The sequence below is a fragment of the Chryseobacterium sp. UF-290 genome (assembly GCF_058245615.1).
In genome coordinates this window covers 173623-194183 of sequence record NZ_JBSICB010000002.1, presented here as the reverse complement: position 1 = coordinate 194183, position 20561 = coordinate 173623, and the positions used below count along the sequence as shown (strand labels likewise).

At 38.2% G+C, this 20561-nt stretch carries 17 protein-coding genes; 9 read left to right on the top strand and 8 right to left on the bottom strand.

Translation table 11 applies throughout. The features are described from left to right. Positions 1-25: 25 nt before the first annotated feature. From AC4IF5_RS03190 to bla, 4 genes are all read right to left on the bottom strand, one after another. Positions 26-730, bottom strand: coding sequence for an ABC transporter ATP-binding protein (locus tag AC4IF5_RS03190; protein WP_490731611.1), 705 nt, complete (start codon positions 728-730; stop codon positions 26-28). 80 nt (positions 731-810) lie between these two features. After that, on the bottom strand, positions 811-1383 hold the full coding sequence (locus AC4IF5_RS03185; protein ID WP_490731609.1) for a hypothetical protein: 573 nt from the start codon (positions 1381-1383) through the stop codon (positions 811-813). Positions 1384-1736: 353 nt separating this feature from the next. Beyond that, positions 1737-1952, bottom strand: a complete 216-nt coding sequence (locus AC4IF5_RS03180; protein ID WP_490731896.1) for a LytTR family transcriptional regulator DNA-binding domain-containing protein — start codon at positions 1950-1952, stop codon at positions 1737-1739. A gap of 79 nt (positions 1953-2031) precedes the next feature. Beyond that, positions 2032-2922, bottom strand: a complete 891-nt coding sequence (gene bla / locus AC4IF5_RS03175) for a class A beta-lactamase (RefSeq protein WP_490731607.1) — start codon at positions 2920-2922, stop codon at positions 2032-2034. Positions 2923-3425: 503 nt separating this feature from the next. Between bla and AC4IF5_RS03170 the strand changes: the two genes are divergently transcribed. The 4 genes from AC4IF5_RS03170 to AC4IF5_RS03155 all read left to right on the top strand — a co-directional run bounded on the left by AC4IF5_RS03170 (position 3426) and on the right by AC4IF5_RS03155 (position 7906). After that, positions 3426-4904, top strand: a complete 1479-nt coding sequence (locus tag AC4IF5_RS03170) for a hypothetical protein (protein WP_490731605.1) — start codon at positions 3426-3428, stop codon at positions 4902-4904. 531 nt (positions 4905-5435) lie between these two features. Then, the gene (locus tag AC4IF5_RS03165; protein ID WP_490731604.1) at positions 5436-6968 is read left to right on the top strand and encodes a phage tail-like protein; all 1533 of its coding nucleotides are present in this window, start codon (positions 5436-5438) and stop codon (positions 6966-6968) included. Between the two features lie 165 nt (positions 6969-7133). After that, positions 7134-7589 carry a transposase gene (locus tag AC4IF5_RS03160; RefSeq protein ID WP_490731602.1) on the top strand — a complete coding sequence of 152 codons (456 nt, stop codon included), beginning with the start codon at positions 7134-7136 and terminating at the stop codon, positions 7587-7589. Between the two features lie 5 nt (positions 7590-7594). Then, the gene (locus tag AC4IF5_RS03155; RefSeq protein ID WP_490731600.1) at positions 7595-7906 is read left to right on the top strand and encodes a helix-turn-helix domain-containing protein; all 312 of its coding nucleotides are present in this window, start codon (positions 7595-7597) and stop codon (positions 7904-7906) included. Positions 7907-7994: 88 nt separating this feature from the next. Here the strand turns inward: AC4IF5_RS03155 and AC4IF5_RS03150 are convergent, their stop codons facing one another. The 3 genes from AC4IF5_RS03150 to AC4IF5_RS03140 form a co-directional block, all read right to left on the bottom strand. Then, positions 7995-8129, bottom strand: coding sequence for a hypothetical protein (locus tag AC4IF5_RS03150; protein ID WP_490731599.1), 135 nt, complete (start codon positions 8127-8129; stop codon positions 7995-7997). A gap of 467 nt (positions 8130-8596) precedes the next feature. After that, positions 8597-10060, bottom strand: coding sequence for a RagB/SusD family nutrient uptake outer membrane protein (locus tag AC4IF5_RS03145; protein ID WP_490731597.1), 1464 nt, complete (start codon positions 10058-10060; stop codon positions 8597-8599). A 9-nt stretch (positions 10061-10069) separates the two neighbouring features. Next, positions 10070-13024, bottom strand: a complete 2955-nt coding sequence (locus tag AC4IF5_RS03140; protein ID WP_490731595.1) for a SusC/RagA family TonB-linked outer membrane protein — start codon at positions 13022-13024, stop codon at positions 10070-10072. A 1045-nt stretch (positions 13025-14069) separates the two neighbouring features. Between AC4IF5_RS03140 and AC4IF5_RS03135 the strand changes: the two genes are divergently transcribed. Further along, positions 14070-15575, top strand: a complete 1506-nt coding sequence (locus tag AC4IF5_RS03135; protein ID WP_490731593.1) for an amidohydrolase family protein — start codon at positions 14070-14072, stop codon at positions 15573-15575. 59 nt (positions 15576-15634) lie between these two features. On the opposite strand, the gene AC4IF5_RS03130 is transcribed toward AC4IF5_RS03135, so the two are convergent. After that, positions 15635-15955: a hypothetical protein gene (locus AC4IF5_RS03130; RefSeq protein WP_490731591.1), complete on the bottom strand. Its 321-nt coding sequence runs from the start codon at positions 15953-15955 to the stop codon at positions 15635-15637. Here AC4IF5_RS03130 and AC4IF5_RS03125 point away from each other — a divergent pair. The 4 genes from AC4IF5_RS03125 to AC4IF5_RS03110 all read left to right on the top strand — a co-directional run bounded on the left by AC4IF5_RS03125 (position 15946) and on the right by AC4IF5_RS03110 (position 20460). After that, the gene (locus tag AC4IF5_RS03125) at positions 15946-17010 is read left to right on the top strand and encodes an acetoacetate decarboxylase (ADC) (RefSeq protein ID WP_490731589.1); all 1065 of its coding nucleotides are present in this window, start codon (positions 15946-15948) and stop codon (positions 17008-17010) included. The genes AC4IF5_RS03130 and AC4IF5_RS03125 overlap by 10 nt on opposite strands. Before the next feature lie 27 nt (positions 17011-17037). Continuing rightward, complete coding sequence (locus tag AC4IF5_RS03120) at positions 17038-18399, top strand: aldehyde dehydrogenase family protein (protein ID WP_490731587.1); 1362 nt, start codon at positions 17038-17040, stop codon at positions 18397-18399. Positions 18400-18475: 76 nt separating this feature from the next. Then, positions 18476-19414 (top strand): NAD-dependent epimerase/dehydratase family protein, encoded by a 939-nt coding sequence (locus tag AC4IF5_RS03115; protein ID WP_490731585.1) that lies wholly within the window; start codon positions 18476-18478, stop codon positions 19412-19414. 134 nt (positions 19415-19548) lie between these two features. Next, positions 19549-20460 carry a helix-turn-helix domain-containing protein gene (locus AC4IF5_RS03110; RefSeq protein WP_490731583.1) on the top strand — a complete coding sequence of 304 codons (912 nt, stop codon included), beginning with the start codon at positions 19549-19551 and terminating at the stop codon, positions 20458-20460. Positions 20461-20561 lie beyond the last annotated feature (101 nt).

Here is a 20561-nt window from a genome sequence, read left to right as displayed (position 1 = left end):
GACTTTTGCTGCAGCTTGAAAATCATTAGTCATGAACTGCCGTATAGCTGGCGAAAGCTTCTTCCAGGCTGTTGAATTTTCCTTTAAATTCATCAATAGGACAGTCCTGAAGGATATTTCCCTTATGAATAAGGATAACCCTTGAGCAAAGCGCTTCCACTTCCTGCATAATGTGAGTGGAAAGCAAAACGGTTTTCTGCTGACCGATTTCCTTCACTACATTTCTGATTTCCAGGATCTGATTAGGATCCAATCCGTTAGTCGGCTCATCCAGGATCAGCAGGTCCGGCTGATGAATAATAGCCTGTGCGAGTCCTACACGTTGTTTATACCCTTTGGACAGCTGTCCGATCTTTTTTGATTTTTCCGGAGTGATCCCTACCAGCTCGATCACCTCATCTACTCTGGCTTCAGAGATTTTGTGGATATTGGCAACGAACTGAAGGTATTCCTTGACATACATTTCCAGATACAGGGGATTGTTTTCAGGCAGGAAGCCTATTTTTTTCTTGCTTTCAATCTCGTGATCCGAAATATTTAAACCGTTAAAGATAATTTCTCCCTGGTCGATTTTCAATGCCCCTACAATCGACTTCATAAGAGTGGATTTCCCGGCTCCGTTCGGACCGAGAAGACCAATGATCTCATTTTTATCAATAGAAATGTTGATGTTGTTAAGAGCTGTCTGTTCACCAAATTGTTTGGTAAGATTGATTATCTGAAGCGGCATAAGTTGTAATGTCTTTCTGCAAAAATAAAATAAAAAAACTCATTCGCCGGAATGAGTTTCGTAATATTTATAAATTATGATTATTTTTTTGATTTTTTGCCATTGCCGGCACCTGAGGTAGGAGTGACTGTAGAAGCCGTATTTGAACCTTGCTTGTTGGTGTTGGGGGTATTATTGTTAATGGTAGCAGGCTTATCATACAGTGTATACTTTCCGTTTGTTCTTCCGAAGATCTTTTCAACCTGCTTTTGAGTCAGAAACTGGGATTTTCCGATGTATTTCCTGTTCTTGTTGATAACCTGGATAAACTGTACGGTCTGCTGACCATAGTTTTTTTCATAATGAAGCTCGATGATATCATTGGGAAGTTCCAGTACTATATTTCCCTCAGGAGCGGATATGAAACCATCCATAATGAGTTTGTATAATCCTGATACATCTCCGTTCAGGTTTTGAAATGAAAAAGATCTGATCGTATTCAGGTTACTGGTGTTCAGGTCCTGGTAGTTAACTGTAAATTTATCTTCCTTTTTATATAGACCGACGGAATTATCTTTACCAATTTCCACCAAACTTTCATTTTTCAACACTTTGATCTGTGAGAAAACTGAAATACTGAACATACATATAATAAGTAGAATTATTTTTCTCATGGAATGAATTTTAATGTTTTATAACTTGGTGCACATAAATTTATTAATAAAAAAGTTATAAAACAATTTTATTACTTGAAGCAAAAGTAATACTTTTTTTTAATATTTATAGGCGTTGATCTGCGAATGCTATGGATTTCATAGATAATATAATGTGTTGTAAATCATTTGATTAGTTGTTTTGTGACCCCCTGCTATTAAGGAAGATTATATGAGTTAATAAGACGTAAAGCATTGAAAAACAGATTAAAAAAATGAAGGTCTGATATCCTGTATTAAAAATTATTAAAAATAAATGTTAAAAATAATAATTCAGGAAATAACACCTGGTGATAAGCTATTCATGAACAGTTTTATAAAAGCCTGTTTTTTTTAATGTCAGATGTGAAAGAATCATATTCCTGCTTATAGCTTCTTCCCACCGGGATCTGATGGCTGCCCAGAAGCAGTTCATGATGGCTGAATGCTGTAACGAATTTGGAATTGATGATAAAAGACCTGTGGAGCCTTACAAAGCCTTTCCCTGATAAAGCTGCTTCAAGATCTGCTATTTTACTTTTTGAAATAATATTTTCACGCGTAGCCAGTAGCTATAGATAGCAATACGGAAAGTATCAAAACGAGGAATGATTTTGTTTTGTCCATCGTTTATTTTTTATGGTAGTAGTCATAAGTCGCTTGGGCAATATCTGCAATGATAGCTTCTGCATTTTCAAATTTTTCATAAGTATCATGAACGAATACCGCAATATATATTCGCTCGCGGTTGGGAAGCTCAATAATTCCAAAATCATTCACAGCTCCGGTCATTCCGGCTTCATTGGTAAAAGAAGTTCCTGTCCGGTGAGCTACTTTTACGTCTTTTGGAAGGCTGCCTTTAAGTCTTTTAGCTCCTGCAACGTTATTGACCATAGCGGTATACAGCCATTGGGTATGCTCTTTATTCAGAATCTTTTCATTATTGAATGCTTCAAGCAATTTCACAGCCTCATTGGGTGTTATTGTATTCACAAACTGGGATTCCCAGTCCTTATGCATATCCTCTTCATTGTTTTGAATGATAAAGCCTTTACGGTTGATGAACTTTTGAACCGGTTCAGGACCTCCGATCAATCTCAGCAGAATGTCCGTCAGGTTATTGTCACTGTAAGAAACCATCCATTTTATTGCTTCCTCCAGACTGATCTCAATATTCCCTTCAGGATATTCTTTTTTGAAAGGGCTCCACGTATCTTCTAGAAGCTCCTCTTTTGTGATGAATATTTTTTGCTGTAAAGAAAGCTCACCTTTTTCTATCTTATGCAGAACCGTTAAAGCGATAGGAAACTTTACAGTGCTGAGCATGGGATAAAGCTTATTTCCATTGATTTGGGTAATCTTCTTTTTATAAGGTCCTGCAATTGAAACCCCTACGTCGGCTTTCTTGCTTGAAATAATAGATTCAAGCGTTTTTACTAAGTCCGGATATGTTTTCGTCTGTGAGAAAAGTGGCAAACTTAAAAAAAGGATGAATACTGTTAAAATGATCTCCTTCTTCATTTTATGTAGTTATTTAGTAAGTTTTTTAATGGTCAAATATATGTATTTCCTGTCCTTCTTTTTGACGGATATTAAAAATTTAGATTATACAGTATAATTTCTGAAAAAGCTGGGCGGGTAAAATGCCGTAATTTTTTGCCCCCGTTAAGTTGAGTTTTTTATCTTTTCTTGAATACGATTCTTTGGATTTTTGAGCCGGGTTTTGAGAACCATATTTTGAAAAAAAAGTCATTTTTTAACGAAAATATTTATCTGTTTTCAAGATTATGATGATAGAATTTCACATACTACAACACGGGATATTGCTTTTAATCCTTTTGTAAGGCTTAATGTGCGTATTTTTTTAATTGTTTGATTTTCATAAAGTTTGTTGCATTGAAGGATATTTGTAGGATGCGTTTTTTCTGAAGCCTATGTCTGTTTTACTATTTTCGTTAAACTTTTTTTCACAAAATATATTCCTAAATGGGTTTTGTAATTAATTTTTTATGTATAAATAATTTATGATAGATATTAATTCTCTGAAGAATGATTATTTTATTATAAGCATATTCTGTTTTATTTTTCTGAACAGCTGTACAGGGTCGGATCTGTCAACGAAAAATTTTGATTATCCTCTGCTTCATGATAATGAAGTTTTACGTCTTGCCGGGAACTATGGAAAATGCATGCTTCTCAATGAGGAATATCTGCAAAAAGCAAAAAAGAACGGGTATCAGGATGGGGAAGCTCTTTGCTATATCAATTTATCCAATATATGTGTGACGATCGGGAATTACAAAAAAGGCTTTGTGTTTCTGAAAAAGGCAGAGATAATATTGAAAAAATCTGAAAATAAAGCACTTAAGGCAAGGCTTTATCAGGAATACGGGCAGCTTAGCCAGGTGACAGGTCTGTATAAGAATGCATTAAAATACAATGCAAAAGCCTTGTATTATACCAGGAGCTGCACACATGAAGATGAAAAGAGATATTTTTTAAGTAAGGTTTTTGCAAACAGGGCCGATTTTCTATACGAAACAAAAAAAATAGATTCATCCCTGATCTATTTTCATAAAGCGCTTACAATTGAAAATACCCCGTTGGTCAATAGTCTGATCGCAAAGCATCACCTGTATTATTCAGGAAATCTTGACTCTACAAAATTTTATATTGACAAGTCTCTAATGCTTATAAAGCAGGATACAGCATTACTGGATGCACAGGAGGGAATGGTGTATAGGATTGCGGGAGCTTATTATGGACAATTGGGGAACTATTCCGAATCCAGGGATTTTTACCAGAAAGCCCTCGATGTTTTCCTTAAGACCCATAGGGTGTATAATATTCCTTTTATCTATCAATCTATCGCAGAGGCTTATAAGGGAATGGGGGATGAAGAGAAGGAAACGGAATATGAAAATAAATATCTTGATGCAAAAGCAAAGCTTTCACAGGATCAGAATGAGACCGTCAATCTTCTGATCGATAAACTGTTAACTGAAAAAGAGGATGATATTGAAGGCTTTAAGATGAAGTTGTTTGTGGGAGTATCATTGCTCATATTGGTATTGGTAACTGTTTTTATCCTGAAATATAAAAAGCTGAAGAACAAAAAAAGTAAATTGAGAGAAGAGACGGCTATTTTGAAGAATCAGACTGAGCTTCTGACCAATGAGACCGAGGTTCTGGCCAGTAAGGTGAATGAAAGTTTCAGTGATCTTATCAGGCTGGCTAAAAGAAATGATTCTTCTTTTCTTGCCCGGTTTCAGGAAGTGTATCCGGACTTTATAGAGAAATTGCTGGATATCAATGGAGATCTTTCAGGGGCAGATTTGCAGTTGTGTGCCATGATCAAGCTGAACTTCAGCTCAAAAGAAATTGCTGCCTATATGTCTATTCTGCATAAATCTGCTCAGCAGAAAAAATACAGACTCCGTAAAAAGCTTAATGTACCCAGTGATCAGGATCTGTATACTTTCTTTCAGGGGCTGGATTCCTAACCTGTAATAGTATACTGGACGAGAACGGTGGCATTCACCCGGGCCTTATCAATGGCATTTCATCAATAACGGATTGATCTTGAATGGGGTCAATAAATAACAGCCTTAAAAAACTGTCCTGTTGCGGGATGGTTTTTTTATTGTTTGCTGCTTTTTATCATTTCATTTTTTTCAAATGGATTACGTTTCTCAGCTTTATGGGATATAATTTTAATATAATAGGTGTCTATTTATTTATTTTTTATACTACAATGCTTTTATTTTATTTGAATTTTCACTTGTGGTAGGTATTGTGTTTATATTTTTTATACTGTAGTGTCTGTTGTTTTTAAAATAATAGACTGATATTCAGGATGTTGTTATTTTCGAAGGATATTTGTAGTATGGTATTTTTTGGTTGTATTTCCTGGTCTCATTTAAATTTACTGTAGTGACAAACAAGTTTCAATATTGAATAGTAAACGTGATATGGAGGTGTGTTTGAAACTAAAAACGACAGATAACAAGTGAAACCAATATTAATATTACATTATGAGAACAAATTTATCAATGCTGTTTCTGGCATTATGTTCCTGCGGATTGTATTCCCAAGTTGGAATTAATACATCCGCTCCTGAATCGACATTAGATGTAAGGGCGAAAAATCATCTTGGAACTGTTACGGCAGAGGATGGGGTATTGGTCCCAAGAGTGAACGCTCTTTCTGTAAGTGGTTCTGTAAATGGTCAGCTGGTTTACCTGGTGGCTGATGCAGGAATATTCACAAAAGGATTTCATTACTGGGACGGAACGGTCTGGCAACCTCTTGCGGGAAGCGGAGGTGCTTCGGGTGACCCTTCAAAAGATGCCTGGGTTGACAATATAACCGATACCCGTGTAGAATTGGGCAGCAAATCGGACGGAACTGCCAGAACTGCAGGGACGGAATTTGTAGCTCAGGATGATGGGACTGTTGGAATTGGAACTCCAGTACCGGACGGTTCAGCAATGCTTGATGTCACAGCAACAGACAAAGGCTTTTTACCTCCGAGAGTTACTCTGACCAGTAAAACGATGCAGCTAAACGCTACTTCAGCAAATGCTACCGGCTTATGGGTATGGAATTTAGGTTCCGGCTCTCTTTCACAAGGGTACTACTATTGGAATGGATCAGAATGGAAGCTGGTAATGTCCACATCTTTTGAAGCCCCTTCTATTACAACGCTTAATTGTGGTTCGGCTGAAATGTATCCATCAAGCTATACTGCAGGTGTTCCATTCAACGGGACAATAAGAGTTCCATACGAAGGAGGAAATGGACGTCCCTATATTCCGGGCGGATCTATCACCGTGAATGGATTGACACTAACGCTTATAGAAGGTATCCTTGATTATGCCAGCGGCTATTTGTACTTCAAGGTACAAGGAACTCCTACGGTAAGCTCACCGGCAACGACAACGTTCCCGATTGATAGCAGTATCGTTCCGTTCTATACCGGTACATGTAATATCACAGTTGGAAATACGCTGGCCACGAATCTGGAAACATTTGCCATACTGGGGCCATTGGTGGCTACCAGTGAAGATGGCCGAAACGGATATGCGACAGTTATTACAACCAGGGATGGAAAGTACTCCGTACGTTGTTTCCTTCCAGATGGTACTGCTTTTTCGAATGCCAATCTTCAGATCAGAAACAATACTGCATCTCCTGTTGACATTATTTCCAATACCCATTATTTATGGGGTGGAGCTGGAGGAACCCAGAATAATCAGCTAAGACTGCCTGCGAATGTTTGGTCCGGTAATATGAATAACGGAGGATCCGGTCTTATAAATGCTACAGCACAAACTGCCGCAAACTTTCCTTACTGGGGAGACCCCGGTGTATATGCAGGATCTATGCCTGAACAGAGAATTTACAAATGGACAGAATTTACCCCTACAACAAAAGTTTTTTATACACTTGAATTCATGATGGGGACTAATAATCCAGGCGGTGCAGGTAATGTAACAAATTGTCCGGCAGGAACATGTGATGGCACAAAAATCTTTTTCAAAATCGATCAGATTACGGCATACTGATTCTAAAAACACAAGTTACATATCTGAGCTATTATTCTGTCCGGACCCCCGATATTATTCCCTCATATTGGATGAAAAGGACACTTAAACAGAAAACTAATCTTTACATAAATAAGTTAGAGTATTGTATGGTACTCTAACTTATTATTAAAAAATACTTGAAGAATGAATATGTTATATAAAGAAATTCATATAGGAGAAATGATCAGGAACAAAGTGAATGAAATGGAGGTGACGGTACACCACATTGCTGAGGTTTTCAGGATACCTGCTGCTGCTGTTTTAGAAACATTCGATAAGCCGGAAATTTCTACCGGGGAGCTTTTAAAATGGTCTAAACTTCTCAGGTATGATTTTTTCAGAATATACTCCCAACATTTGATTCTTTATACCCCGCAGTATCCAACCCCGGTCAAAAAGAAAACCCCTTCAAAATCAATGCAGTTCAGAAAAAATATTTATTCGGATGAGCTGATTGAGTTTATTCTGGAACTCATAAAGACCGGAAAAAAGACCAGACAACAGGTTGTGGACGACTACAGGATTCCCAAAACAACCCTTTATAAATGGATCACCAAACACCAGGTGACAGATTCTACAGACACCCACTCATCAAAATAAATAATATGGCAGAAGTAATAAGACCCAACTATAAAAGAATTTATATGGATATGCTGGATTGGAAATATCCGGATAAAAAAGAAATCTGTTCTGAAGTCTTAAAGAAAGGAAATCTGGAAGCTTTGGACGTTATCACCCTTAATAAAATGATTTTCGGACATACGGAAAGTAATCAGAGGCATAAATCATATGACAAAAGCTCCATTATTGAAATTTTGTCCTATCAGAAAAATAACCCCTGCAGTAATAAAGAACTGTCCCTGATCTTTAAGATCAGCAGAAATACCATTACAAAGTGGAAACGGATGTATTCATAATTGATAGTGCTTCAGATTAATAAAAATGTAAATGAGTCTCAGAATTTAATAATTCTGAGACTTTTTTATAGGTTAATGAATATATACTTTACCACTGACCTCCATTTTTAGGAGGCTGGTCAGGCGGCATGATCTCAGAGGCTGTATTTTCCGGTATCTGCTTTGTATACGGATAGACAGCAGCCAATATTAGAAGGAGAATTAATAAGGTGAAGACATTCATGGCTTTTAAATTTTATGTTTATGTAAAATTATCATTTTATCTGGTTGCTGGCAATGTGCTGACTTTCATAGCTTTTATAGAGAGAAGCATGAAATACTATATTAAATATTCGTATCTTTATAACTATATTTTTGAATACTGCATTTTTAAATGAGTTGTTGCAGTAAACAAGAACAAAAGAAATTCAGCGGATGAAACATAGTTCAAAAAGCAAGCAGGGTAAAAACTAAGAGTAATGCTATTGATCATCAAATTGTATAAAAATGACATCATTTCAATAATGGTGTCATTTGTTTTTTGAGAAGAGATGCTGAAATCCTGATGGGGCACTGTAATTTAGCAGAGGAAAATAAAAAAGAGACCCTATTTTGAATGTTTATACATGAAACAAGAGTCGGCCTCATGAGGCCGACTCTTATTCAAAATATATTAAAATTGTCGTGCTTTTCAGCTAATGTTTTGTCTATCTATTCATTCTGCTTGATTTGTGGGTTATTATTAATCTCTTTATTCGGTATCTGGAATCTGAATTTATCCGGTGTAAGATTAAACCTTCCGAAAGTATGGTTGGTGTCCGTATAGATTCTTTCCAGAGGAGTATTTAATCTTTTCATGTCAAACCATGCGTAGCCTTCTCCCCAGAGCTCTATTCTTTTTTGCAGAATGATCTCATTGATCAGGTCGTTTCCTGATTTTGTAGACAAAGTATAGGCATTATCTCTTTTGGAAGTGATGTCAAACAGGATCTGTCTGGCTTCAGCTTCTCTTCCCTGTCTGGCAAGGGCTTCAGCTTCTATATAATAGAGTGAGGAAGCTCTGATGTAGATATAATCACCTTCAAAAAGGGTAGGATCTTTAAACTTCCAGCTTACGTAAGCCGGATAATTTTTTGTTTTTCCGTTAAAAGTATACTGCGCATTCTGGCTGCCATTGAATACTTTTTTACGGTAATCCGTTTCCGGAATAGCTTCATACAGACGTTTGTCTATCAGCTTACGGATCTGTGCGGCACCGGCATAGCCTTCATTGGTATTATCAAACATTGAGAAGAAGGAAGCATAATAGTTTCCGATGCTCATCGTGGCAATGGTATTGTGGAAGCCCCATATCACTTCAGGATTATTGATATTGGAGAATCCGGTCGTGGTATACTCGTTTTCAGTCATCAGAGCGATCCCTTGTCTGCTCTCCTCAGCATACTTTCCGGCTTTTGCATAATCTCCCGTCTGCAAAAATACCTCTGCGGCAATGGCTTTAGCGGTTCTTTGATCGATCTGGGCTCTGGATGGACGCGCAAAGCTGTCCAGAAGTACGATAGACTCTTCAATATCTTTGATGATCTGCCCATAAACATCAGATACCGTAGATCTTGGAAGTCCCTGGCTCGGATTGCTGCTTGTAAGGACCAGAGGCAGCCCCGGATCAGATGGATGCCCTTTATAATCATTGGCATAGAACCGGATCAGATGAAAATAGGAATACGCTCTTAGCGCAAGCAGCTGTCCTTTGATTGCCTTGTTCTTTGCACTTGTATCATTCTGCAGATCGTCAAGCAGTTTATTGATGACGAATATTCTTGCATAAAAAGTAGTCCAGACGATCTCTGAAGCTATATTGCTGGCATTTGTCGCTTCATAATTATAGAACATGCCCAGATGCTGATTGGTAGACTGTATGACATCATTAGACATCAGATCCGCTCCTGCTTTTATACCCATGATACCGAAATCAGAGTGAGCAGTGGTCCCTCCGGCTCCGTTACTGCGGAAGTCCAGATAAATTCCACCTAATATCTTTTCAGGTTTTGACTGGTCTTCATTCAGTTGTTCTCCGGAGATGTCTCCTTCCGGCGAAGTGTTCAGATCACTGGCGCAGCTATTGGTAATAATACCTATTGCAATAGCGGCTATAAAATATTTTATTTTTTTCATTGTATTCTTTTAAAATGTTAATTTAAAGCCTAAAGAAACGCTTGATAACAACGAATATCTGTACGGATCAGATACTCCGGTCAGGGAAGCTCTCGGGTCATAACCTTTTCTTTTAGACCACAGATAAAGGTTGTTTCCAGTGAAATAGACTTTCAGGCCGGATAGCCCTGCCTGCTGTGCGAAAGCATCGGGCAACTGATAAGATAATGTTACATCCTGAAGGCTGATATAATCTGATTTGATCAGATAAAGGGTAGAATTTCCATTCTGATTCGTTGCGGTCAGGTCAACTCTTGGTAAAGCTGCGGTAGGATTTTCAGGAGTCCATGTCTTGTCCAGATCGGTTGAATAATTGGAACCATACGTATCTGAATGGAATAAGCTTCTGTAAATATCGTCATACCCATATCCGCCAAACTGATAGGCAAAATTAACGGCGAGATTGAACCTCTTATAGGTTACATCTGTCCCGAATCCACCATATACTTTCGGAATGGCTGATTTTCCGGTGTTGTAATCGGTAGCTTCCTTATAGTTATTGGTGACGATTCTCTCTTCCTGCTTTGTATCCGGGTTGATGATAGTGCGGTACCATAACGCATCTCCATTATCAGGATTTACCCCTGCGAATTCTTTAAGGTAATAGGTGTAGCGGTCTCCTCCTTCCGTAAGGATAAACAAACCTGTAACCAGACCTGTATTTCTTTGCTCGGCAGGTAATTTGGTAATCTTGTTTTTATAATGGGTCGCATTGGCGTAAATGCTCCACTGGAACTGCTCCGTTCGGAAAAGATCTACATTGATATTGGCCTGTATCCCTCGGTTGGTCATATCTCCAATGTTTCCGTATTTCACATAAGAACCCGCGTTGGATGGTGGGAGAGGCAGGGTGTAGATCATATCCGAAACTTTTCTTTCAAAATAATCGGCATTCAATGTGATTCTGTTACTCAAAAGAGACACTTCAAATCCGGCGTTCAGGTTTTTGGATGTTTCCCACTTCAGATCCTTGTTTCCCTGTTTCTTTAAAGATAGGACCGGTTTGTCATCCCCAAAATTATTGATCCCATAGATATCCTGGTAAGCATAATAATCTCTGTTGGAACCATCCAGAAGGATATTGTCATTTCCCTGCTGTCCATACGATACTTTTAACTTTAAAGCGCTGATCACGCTGTTGTCTCTAAGAAAGTCTTCTTTTGCGACGTTCCAGGCTGCTCCCAATCCGTAAAAATTCCCCCATCTGCTTTCCGGAGAAAATACTGAAGAACCGTCTCTTCGGATATTGGCATTAAAGAAATATTTCCCGTCATAATTATAAAGCAATCTTGAGAAATATCCTTCTACAGCATATTCATATCCGTTTCCTGACAGATCTGTTATCTTTACCGCATTATCAAAAGACTGTGAGTTGGGTAGCAAAAGCTGTTGCTTTGAACCGGAGAAGCCTTCATTTTTTATTTTGTTTAATTCATGGCCCACAAGAAGATTGAAATTATGCTTATCCAGTTTTTTCTGATAGGTAAGCAATTGCTGATGGTTCAGCGTATATTTGAATACGGAGGCCTGTGAAATTGTTCCGCCAACGGAAGATGAGGTTCCTCCTTCCGTATTCCCGAACTGAAGATTTTTTACATTTTCAAGGTAGGCTCCGAAATTATAGGTGAAGTCTAATCCTTTAATGATCTCATAATTTAATCCGAGATTAAGGTTGGTAATATTACTTACGGTCTGGGATTTATCCTTCTGGAGATTACCTACCGGATTTTCAAAAACCGCATAAGATCTGGTTGCCCCATTGGGACCTTGCCCGTCCCCATAATCATACAGGGCATTTCCATGAATATCATAAAGCCTCTGGTAATTATCATCTCTGAGAAAGACAGGATAAAAAGGAGATATGTTTCTGGCAAACTGGAAAGGATTGGAAAAGCCTCCGGTTTCCCCGAAATCCTGCTTGCTGTAAGTATAAGACAAAGCACTGGTCAGTTTTAGTTTTGAAGTAATGGAATAGTCTACATTTGATCTTATCCCGAATCTTTCAAATCCTGAAGAGATAAGATATCCTTTGTCATCCAGGTAATTAAGAGAGGTGTAAGATTTTACCTGATCACCGTTGGCATTGATCCCGACAGTTGCTTCTCTTCTCAATGCCGGTCTGAAAAGAAGTTTTTTCCAATTGTCCTGATATAGAAGCTGTGCCTCAGGATTGAAAGAACCGTCTTTGCCGATCAGCTGGCTGAAAGGTACATTATAGGCATTATATCCCAGTTTGTTCAATGCAGCAAGTCCCACATCATGAGGTGTAGCCCCGGAGGGAACAGCTCCCGGCTGTTTTAATCTCGCGATTTCCCCGATTCTTCCCCTGTTGTAGAAGGCCGTATAATAATCCTGTGGAGACGTATACACCGAATAATCCTGAATAGACCTGAAATTGACTCCGGTTCTGATATCAGCCTCAATGCTCAGTCCCTTATTTTTACCGCGTTTGGTATTTACAATGATGACACCATTGGCCCCTCTGGAACCATATAGCGCGTTGGAAGAGGCATCTTCAAGAAAAGAAATGCTCTCGATATCCGAAGCCGCAATACTGTTCAGGTTTCCGCTGTAGGGGATGCCATCCAATACGATCAACGGATCGCTGGAAGCGTTGATGGAACCTATTCCCCTCATTCTGATGGTGGGCTGGGAGCCGGGTTGCCCGGATGAGATCACCTGTACCCCTGCGACCTTACCTCCAATTCCCTGAAGGATATTTCCGTTCTGAAGGTTAGACAGGTCCTTTGCTTTCAGAGATTGTACGGACCCGGTTATTTCTTCTTTTTTCTGTTTCCCGAAGGCTACGACGACCACTTCCTTGATGGAGGTCTCCTTGGAAAGACTGTCTTTGGTTTGTGCAAAGGCATACTGTGCGGATAGGACCACGGCCAATACACCAATTTTGCATTGTTTTTTTCTCATTATATTAATCTTAGGTTTAAAATTGAATGTGTGTATTACTGCCGGTCTCTTCGGATAAGAAAAATAATTTCCTGCCTCCTTTTTTCAGGGAGGTTATGAGAGATGTTAAAAGTTTACAGGAGAAGTATCCGGATTAAAGAAGCTTTAAAATAATCGCTTTAATTCCTACAGTAATGGATGTATTTCTTTGGAAATTATGGCATCATCATTTTGCACATCATATCAAAACACATTTCTTTAGAAATAAAATTGTGCTGTGAATGGGCAGGTACCGTAGAACACTTATGTTGAACAGATACTAAAGCCGTAATTGTGCATAGGTAAGAATCAAAGTTGTTCTTATTCATGAGAATAAAGTTTATATTTTTTTAACTGGTTCAAAATTATTTAATAATTCATAAAACTTTGTTAAAAGAGCATATGAGATATATCATATAAGTCTACTAATTTAGTAGGATAATAGATTATGATATCTTATTTTGAATTTAATATATTGTATATCAGTATTTTATTATGTTTTGTAGAAAAAGAAAAGATAGTACAGGAGATCTTTCTTTTGTTGTGAATAAAGGTTAATAATAAAAGTCTATTGTTTTTGTAGACTTTTTGCTTATTTTATGCGCAAACAGGGTTCTGTTTTTAATTAGAGTCATAGAGCCTGTTTAAATTTGTATTAAAATATTATTTCTTGCTGATTTGATTTACGAATAATGATCTGATGAATCAGCAAAATCAGCGGGAAAATAAAAAAATAAAGCGTTAAATTAATGAGACAAAATGATTAGCCATTAAATTTAAACAGGCTCATAAGAATGTGAATATTGTTTGCATAAAAGTATGGTATACAATGAAATTGTTGAATTAAAGTGTGGTAAGAATAATATTTTCAACAAAAGTTTTATTTTATTTGCTGAAAAACAAAGGAATTTATCTGTGTATCTGTGATCTTCTTAGATTTGCTGTTCTTTTACCAGAAAATTAATTATATTTTTGAAAATAATTTACCCACGAACTGTTTGAGTTCGTGTAAAAGACCCATATGACGATGAGAAAATACCTTACTTATATATTGCTTTTAGGATCCCCATGGTTTAACTGTCAGAATAATGGCATTCAGAATTCTGATTATCAAAAGAACTGGACAGTACTGGAAAAGGAAAATGAAGCGCTGGCTTTTGATGCTGATATCAGATTATCTGATGCTGAACAGGCATTGGATAAAAAAATGTTCGGGTTACGGAAGCAATTCATTACTGATGCGGAAAAACAAAAGATCCCTTTATATAACCGCTCTTTCAGTGAAATAAAGCCGATGATAGAAAGCAGTAAATTGTTTGAAGTCATTCGGTCAATGCCTAAAGGAGGGTTATTACATACTCACAGTGGAGGGGTAACAGATGTGAAATGGATAATTGCAGCGGCAAGAAAATATAAAGAATGCTATGTCTACGATCAGAAGGATAATGACTCATTCATTTTCGGGCAGCTGGCTTTTTTTGAAAAAGGAAAAGTTCCAAAAGGATTCGTCAGCCTTGATCAGAAGCTGATCTCCAATCCTGGATTTGAAAAAGAATTACAGGAACTTCTTACCCTGAAGCGGGACAACCTTTGCACTTACACCGACTATTGGACTGAATTTGAGAAGCGTTTTAAGCGTATTAATCTGTTATTGCCTTATCGCCCTTTTTTCAAGGACTATTACTTAAAAGGCTTCCAGGATCTGGCGAAAGATAAAGTACAGCATGTGGAAATCAGATTTATCTTTGAAGAGCTTTATGATTTTCAGCATGGGAAGTACCCATTAAAGACTGCGATTACTGATTTGCAGGATATTATTAAGCAAATGCATCGATCCAATCCCCGGTTCACTCTGAAATTAATTTATTCAAGCTTTAAGTTTTATGATCAGAAAGAGATTGAAAAGCAGCTTGAGGCCGCTTTTGGACTCAAAAAAGAATTCCCGGATATGATTTCCGGTTTTGATCTTGTTGCAGATGAGGCAGCCGGAAACAGTATTAATTATTTCCAGGGAAATTGGGTGAAACTGAATGAGCTTTCTAAAAAATACGGGGTGGAAATGCCTCTTTTTCTTCATGCCGGTGAAAGCAATTCTGTCTTTAATAAAAATGTCCTGGATATTGCGTTACTGAACAATCAAAGGATCGGTCACGGTCTGAATCTGATCTATTTTCCCAAAACAATGGAACTGATCAGAAAACAGAATAAATTGGTTGAGGTAAGCCCTATCAGCAATCAGATCTTAGGATATGTCAGTGACCTGAGGAATCATCCCGCACGAGTTTTGTTAAGTAACGGAATACAATGTTCTATTAGCAGTGATGACCCTTCCGTCTATGGATACGAAGGTCTTAGCTATGATTTCTGGATGGCTTTTGTGTATTGGGATCTGGATGTAAAAGCTTTGAAAAAACTGGTTTTCAATTCAGTCAGTTATTCCTCTTTGAATGAAAATGAAAAGAAACAGGCCGTAGAATATCTGAACAAACAGTGGGATGATTTTATTCAGAAGGCTAATCAGGAACTAAATTAGCTTAAGTAAACATAAAATAAACGCTTTATTTATAGCCGTAAATGCACGAATTTTTCCATTTATTCGTGCATTTGTAGTGGAAAAATTTCAGAAACCGGAATCTTAATTCCCGATACAATCTCTACCGTCATCTGAAATACTTTGGCCTTTATTGTTGTAGATTTGATATCATCCACATGCTTCCAGGCTTTGTCGTCAGTCACGCCAACAAATTCATTCTCCTCTGATTTTACCAGAAGTCGCATTTTGTCATCATGAGCCGGTGAAGAACCTCCAAAATCCAAAACAGAGATTCTGTTACAACTTACCTTAATTGAGATACTTTGATCATCCGTATTCTTCTGAACTTTGTCGTACAAAACAACAGAATATGAATACATTTAAAATATTAGTTACAGCTGCCGGTCTTGCTGTTTATTTCAATGGAATGGCAGCGGTTGGTGGGAGTTCTTTTACAGGTCAGCATTTATTGGGTTCCGATATAACAACTGCAAACAATAAAAATCACATTATAATGGATACGATCAAACCTGATCAGTCAGTAATTGACCTTGCAGGTCATAAAGTTCCTGTTTTAAAAGACGGGCTTTACGATAGGTTTCGTTCAAACCCGCCTTTGTCAGTTATTGAAAACGAGGCTCCGGAGATTGACCTGAGCTGGTTCAAAACTATTCAGAAACAGAAAAAAGAGGTAGGATTTACAACCTATTCGCCAAACTTTTATTACAGCAACAGCAGCATTACAGCTATTTATACGGCTGATATGAAAACGTTGAAAACGCTGATTCCGGAAGAAGTCCGTGATGTTGTAAAACCTATCTCTATTACTCCCGGGCGTGGATTGGTAGCGATTACAGCCTATGCTTATCATTATTGTGACAACGATTCGTACAATGAATTATCCGTTTCTATTGTAACGACTAAGCCCAATTCGGGAAACTGGGGGATATTTTCTTTGATGGGTGAAGTGAAGAATAAAAATCTTTGGGGATATGTTCTGAAACTTCCGGTAGATACGGAGCTGGCAAGGGTACGTGGAGTAGTGGGCTACAATTTGCCGAAATGGCTGATTCCGATTACTTACGATGATAAAGGAAATTCAATGACCTTTAATTTCTACGATGAATCCGGAAAAATGGATTTTTCAATCCAGGGGAAAAAACTCGATGTCGCAGATACTAAGCCTGAGATTGTTCGTTCCAATTTTATCAATCTGGATGCAAAAGGAAAACTGACACATGGTTACACAGATGTAAGAGCGCTGAAAAAAGCAAGCAGTAAAAAGAAAGAAGATCTTCAGCTTCAGCTTACCAATGGCCCGCTATCTGCATTTATCAAATCATTGGATCTGGGAAAACTGATCCGCTACGATTACCAGCCTGAATTTCAGGCAGCACTGTACACCCCTGATTGGGTAGAGGACACAAAAAAATAATAGCTTCAACCTTTTAAAGATAAAAAAATGGATTTCGCTACGATATTTCGGTCACAAAAAGAATTTTTTAATTCTCATCAAACAAAGGATATTGCTTTTCGGAAGGAAACCTTGTTGAAGCTGAAGAACCTTTTACAATCGAATGAGGAAAGACTTTACGAAGCGATTTATAAAGATTTCCGCAAAGGAAAATTTGATACCTTTCTCACTGAATTGAATCTGGTGTACAATGAAATAGATTTTTTCCTGAAGAATCTGGATAAGCTCAGCAAACCTAAAAAGGTAAAAACAGCACTCAACCTGCAGCCCGGAAAAAGCCATATTCACTATGATCCATTGGGAGTAACTTTAATCATCGGTGCCTGGAACTATCCCTACCAGCTGACACTGAGCCCCATGGTAAGTGCCATTGCAGCGGGAAATACCTGTATTGTAAAGCCCAGTGAACTGCCTGAAAATACCATGCATCTTTTGGCAGAGCTTATCAACAGCAATTTTCCGTGGAATTATCTGTACGTAGTGGAAGGTGGTATTCCTGAAACAACAGAACTTCTGAGCCTCCGTTTTGATAAGATATTTTTCACAGGAAGCCCTAAAGTAGGAAAGATCGTCTATGAAGCAGCTGCAAAGAACCTGGTTCCGGTTACCCTGGAACTTGGAGGTAAATCTCCTGCGATCGTTACTGAAACTGCGGATCTGGAAGTTGCCGTCAAACGCCTTGTCTGGGGGAAATTTTTGAATGGCGGACAAACCTGTATTGCTCCGGATTACCTGCTGGTAGAAGAATCGGTGAAACCCAAACTCTTACAGCTGATGAAAGAGAAACTGGATGAGATCAATTATTCAGATGGTGCGGAACATTACACAAGTATTATTAACAGAAGAAACTTTGACCGTGTCCTTGGCCTTATTGATGAGCCTAAAATAGTATATGGTGGAAAATATAATGCTCACACACTTTACATAGAGCCAACGATCATGGATAATGTGACCTGGGAAGATCCTGTGATGCAGGAAGAAATTTTTGGCCCCGTTTTTCCTGTTATTTCCTATACGGATTACAATGATATGCTATGTAAAATAATAGATGGAGAGAAACCGCTGGCAGCATATCTGTTTACAAAAAATGAAGAAGAAAAAGAACAGCTTTTAAGAGAGGTTTCTTTTGGCGGAGGATGTATCAATGACACCCTGATGCACATTACCAGTGACTCTCTGCCTTTTGGAGGAATAGGGAACTCAGGGATCGGGAATTATCATGGAGAATTCGGCTTTCTTACGTTTTCGCACCAGAAATCAGTAATTGAAAAAGCGAACTGGGGGGAGCCGGACTGGAAGTATCCGCCTTATACGGATAAAAAAATGCACTGGCTGAAAAAGGTAATGTAAACCTTGTGAATTAAGAGATTAAGGGATTAAGAAATTTAGAGTTTTTTAATGGTCGATCATTTAAAAATAAAATAATATGCAAACAATATTAGGAGCCAATGGACAGATTGGCGAAGAGCTTGCAAAAGAGCTAAAAAGAAATTTTACTTCAGATATTCGTATTGTCAGCAGAGATGCCCGAAAAGTAAATGATACGGACGAAGTGTTCTCAGCGGATTTGTCAATCCGTGAAAAGGCTGTTGAAGCTGTAAAAGGCAGTGAGATCGCCTATTTCACATTAGGTCTTCCGATCAGTTCTGACCTCTGGGAGAAGCAGTTTCCGCTTATTCTCCGTAATGTGATCGATGCCTGTAAGATGAATGGAACGAAACTGGTGTTCTTTGACAATACTTATATGTATCCGCAAGATGACCGTGCCCTGACTGAAAATACAATATTTGCTCCGGTAGGCAGAAAAGGGAAGGTAAGAAGAGAAATGGCAGAAATGATTCTGAAAGAAATGCAGTCTGGTGAGCTGGAAGCGGTTATCTGCCGTGCCCCTGAATTTTACGGACCGGGTAAGACCCAGAGCATTACCAATACATTGGTCTTTAACAACATAAAGGAAGGCAAAAAGCTGAAGGTTCCTTTGAGTGCTCATAAGAAAAGAAGTCTGATCTGGACTCCTGATGCCAGCCGGGCAACCGCACTGATCGGAAATACACCTGATGCTTTCGGGCAGACCTGGCATCTTCCGGTTGATAAAAGTCATCCTACGTATCAGGAGTTTATCAGAATAGCTTCCGGAATTTATGGCAAAGATCTGAAATATTCGGTTGTTCCTAAATTTTTCTTTATGATAGGCGCATTATTTAATCAACGGGTAAAAGAACTGCTGGAGCTGCTTCCAAGATATGAATACGATAATATATTTGACGATTCCAGGTTCAGAAAAAGATTTCCTGAGTTTCAGGTGACCACCTACAAACAGGGAATTGGGCAGATCAAAAATGAGCAGCTTTCAGGGAAAAAATAAAATCGCTACCTTAGAATTGATTACAAGTAGTCTTACAGAAGACTTTGGTCAATGAATATTTTAGCGTTTTACTAACCCATAAGGCTATGTCCCTATGTGGTTTATAAAAAATGTATAAATCTGAAAATCAACTTATGAAAACGCCGATAAAAATTTCATCAATAAGCGCGATGCATCAGGCCCTGGGATTGAAAAGACCGTCAAATCCACTGATCAGTGTTTTCAGTTTTGATGATGTGAAACTGGAACCGGAAACCATTCTCAGCGCGATAATAACTGACTTTTATGTTGTTGCCCTGAAGAAGGATTGTGCCGGAGGAAAGTGCAGGTACGGCCAGCAGTATTATGATTTTGATGATGGGATCATGTATTTTATTGCCCCGCATCAGGTACTGCAGTTTGAAGATATACTTCTGAACGGGGTAAAAGGATTTGTTTTGGTGGTTCATCCCGATTTTTTTCAAAGCTATCCTTTGGCATCAAAGGTTAAGAGTTACGGATACTTTTCCTATGCAACGAATGAAGCATTACATCTTTCCGAAAAGGAAGAAAAATCCATTATGGATATTATAAACAATATAGGTCAGGAAATCGATGCCAATATGGATTCCTTTACACAGGATCTGCTGGTCTCTAATCTTGATCTCTTATTGAAGTATTGTGACCGTTTTTATAACCGTCAGTTCCTGACCAGAAAAAAAGTCAATAACGATTTACTTTCAAAGCTGGAATATTTGCTGGATGATTATTTTAATAATGATAAACTAATCCTCAATGGTATTCCTACCGTTCACTTTATCGCCGAGCAATTGAATTTGAGTGCCAATTACCTGAGTGATATGCTTCGGGTACAGACGGGGCAGACTACACAGCAGCATATCCAGAGCCGGTTGATCGATAAGGCTAAAGAGATGCTCTCCACTACGGAAATGTCAGTTTCTGAAATTGCTTACCATCTGGGCTTTGAACATCCGCAGTCTTTTCACCGTCTGTTTAAAAGCCGTACCTCTGTTTCACCATTAGAATTCAGGGCCTCTTTTCATTAAAGCTTTTAATATCAGCCATACATTGAAGATTTGGCAAGGTCGCAAGTAAAATAATATTGGAACATTCAGAGATTGGGTTACAATTTTCCTTGATTCAGCTA